The sequence below is a fragment of the Anaerostipes sp. Marseille-Q3525 genome, from assembly GCF_018223505.1.
GTDB classification, from domain to species: domain Bacteria; phylum Bacillota; class Clostridia; order Lachnospirales; family Lachnospiraceae; genus Anaerostipes; species Anaerostipes amylophilus.
Genome location: NZ_JAGTTT010000067.1, coordinates 1 through 2407, shown reverse-complemented (window position 1 = coordinate 2407; position 2407 = coordinate 1). Strand labels below are relative to the sequence as shown.

Below are 2407 nucleotides of genomic sequence, written 5' to 3'. Positions count from 1 at the left end.
TGTACCCAAAACCCTCTACTTTCGTACCAGATACAGAGAAATGTCCATCCTCTTGGCTCATTCATCTGAGATATGGAACTAAAAAATCCTTGAAAAATAAGGAAAAAAGACTTGACTATATAGGGAGTAATTTAGACAATATGGGACATGTTTTATGTTAATTTAAAAGAGGTATCAAAAATGAGAAAAAGTAGAGTAGGTGCTGTTAAAAATATATTTTTTAGGGAGGCAAAGATATGGCAATTTCAAAATTAATGCATATGAAAGAAACGGCAGGTAATCCATCCAGACATTTGAAGAGAGCAATCGAATATATTATGAATCCAGAAAAAACGAATGATCAAAAGTATGTGAAAGTAAATCAAGCATTGTATGTAAATCAAATTAATTCAGAGCAGATTTATGAAAGAATGTTACATACGAAAAGAATCTTTGGCAAGGAATGGGGAAGACAGGGATATCATTTTATTATCAGTTTTGCAGATCAGGATCATATAACACCAGAAGAAGCCGTTCAAATTATTGATGAAATCCAGAGAGAATACTTAAAAGATGTCTATGAATGTGTCTATGCGGTCCATGATAATACGGAACATTTGCATGGGCATTTGATCTTTAATTCAATTGATTGTGTGAAAGGCATGAAATATCATTATAAAAAAGGAGATTGGGAAAAGGACATTTTGCCGTGTGTGAATAAGGTGTGTAAAAAATGGGGATTGAAGGAATTACGATTGGAAGAAAGAGTAGATCAAGAACGATATGGAGAGCATAAGAACAAATGGGATGATTTTCTAAGGGCAGGGATTGATGATATGATTCAAGAAGTAAGCACGTATCAGGAGTTTTTACTAGAGCTGACGAAAAGAGATTATGAATGGAAAGATGGAAAATATTTATCCATCTTTCCTAAAAAGATGGGAAAGAAACGTTTTCGAAGAACAGCTCAGTTGGGAGAAGAGTACACAAAAGAACGTTTGGAGCAAAGAATATATGAAGAGAAGAAAAGGAAAGGAACAGAATATAAGATACAGAATCAACGTAAATATAAGAAAAAGTTCAATATGAATGTCCAAGGAATACAAAAAAGAATTATATTATTTATTTGGCGTGGACAAAAGTATAAAAATGACCGATCCAGAAATTCAGATCGATCATTTTATTATGATCAAAAGAAATATATTCGACAGGCAATGTATTTACAATCCAGAGGATATTATAAAAAATCACAGATTGTACAAAGAAATCAGGAATTATGGAAATTGGAGAAAGAGGCACAAAAAATAAGAAAAAAGATTTATAATCAGAAGCAAAAAACAAAAAATATACAGGAAGAAAAGATACCAGTGGACGAGCAGCTAAAGGTAAAAAATGAATTAAAAAGAATAAATAATGTATTGGAAGATATTCGGAAAGAAAAACAAATGACATATAGTATTATGAGAGAAATAGAAAATAAAAAACAAAAAAATAAAGAGAGGGGAAAACTATGAAATTTGAGGAAGCAATTAAAATTGCAGGGAAGGAATATATTCAAGATTTTTTGAGACAAGAGCATAAAGAAGTAAAATTACCTATAAGATTTCGAATAAAAATGTGGTGGATGTTTTAATGTAACAAATACAAGTAATTTGAAAATATTTGCAACTGTTTACTGGTTGCAAATTATTTTTAAAACAATACATAGATAAAATAAGTAATAGTTGACAATAACATATATATAACTATATAATGAAATAAATAGAACACGAGGTAATTAAAAATATATTAAGAAGGAGATGATATATGATTGAAATTGTGAATAAATACAATACTATTATATTTTAAGGAGGTGTTTATAATTAAAAAAATCCATATAACATACAAATGGCAACCAACCAAAGAATCCTTTCAAAAGGATAAATATTATACGGATATAAAAAAGTATATCATAAATTGTAAGTTAAAACAAAATATTTATTTATAATTATAAGCAAAGTTTTCTTGGGTTTACCGCACTCCTGTTATCAGATTTCATAAGGTTTGTGGAACCTTAAGATTTAATAAAGGAGGAAAAGTAATGAACAAAAAAAGTTTGATATATCATATAGTTTGGAGTATTACTTTTATTGTACTTTGTTATGTATTTGGAAGCATATATTCACTAATAGATCTCTTATAAATTCATTTAATACACTTATTACAATTGGAATTTCTACAATTAGCATCTCTATCATCATTTGCTTTTTCGTAACTTTAGAAAAAACTTCCATATATATCAACAAGCCAAACATCAATCCTAATATAAGATACATAATTGGTTTGCAAATCACAGCAATTGTAATATATTGTAATTTTCTTTCTATTACAAATCCATTTGTAATCAGTGAATATATGCTTCCAAATACATAACAAAGTACAATAAAAG

3 protein-coding genes are annotated in these 2407 nt (G+C 28.6%); 2 read left to right on the top strand and 1 reads right to left on the bottom strand.

The features are described 5' to 3' along the window. Positions 1–236: 236 nt before the first annotated feature. Both KE503_RS14255 and KE503_RS14765 read left to right on the top strand, forming a co-directional pair. Positions 237–1493, top strand: coding sequence for a relaxase/mobilization nuclease domain-containing protein (locus tag KE503_RS14255; protein ID WP_212385705.1), 1257 nt, complete (start codon positions 237–239; stop codon positions 1491–1493). Continuing rightward, positions 1490–1612 carry a hypothetical protein gene (locus tag KE503_RS14765; RefSeq protein WP_274603832.1) on the top strand — a complete coding sequence of 41 codons (123 nt, stop codon included), beginning with the start codon at positions 1490–1492 and terminating at the stop codon, positions 1610–1612. Before KE503_RS14255 ends, KE503_RS14765 begins: the two co-directional genes overlap by 4 nt. 493 nt (positions 1613–2105) lie before the next feature. Here the strand turns inward: KE503_RS14765 and KE503_RS14250 are convergent. Next, positions 2106–2407 (bottom strand): hypothetical protein (locus KE503_RS14250; protein ID WP_212385703.1); only part of this gene is annotated, 302 nt, incomplete at its 5' end.

Coding starts and splice junctions, on each gene's coding strand:
- KE503_RS14255 (WP_212385705.1), top strand. CDS start 237: ATGGCAATTTCAAAATTAATGCATATGAAAGAAACGGCAGGTAATCCA.
- KE503_RS14765 (WP_274603832.1), top strand. CDS start 1,490: ATGAAATTTGAGGAAGCAATTAAAATTGCAGGGAAGGAATATATTCAA.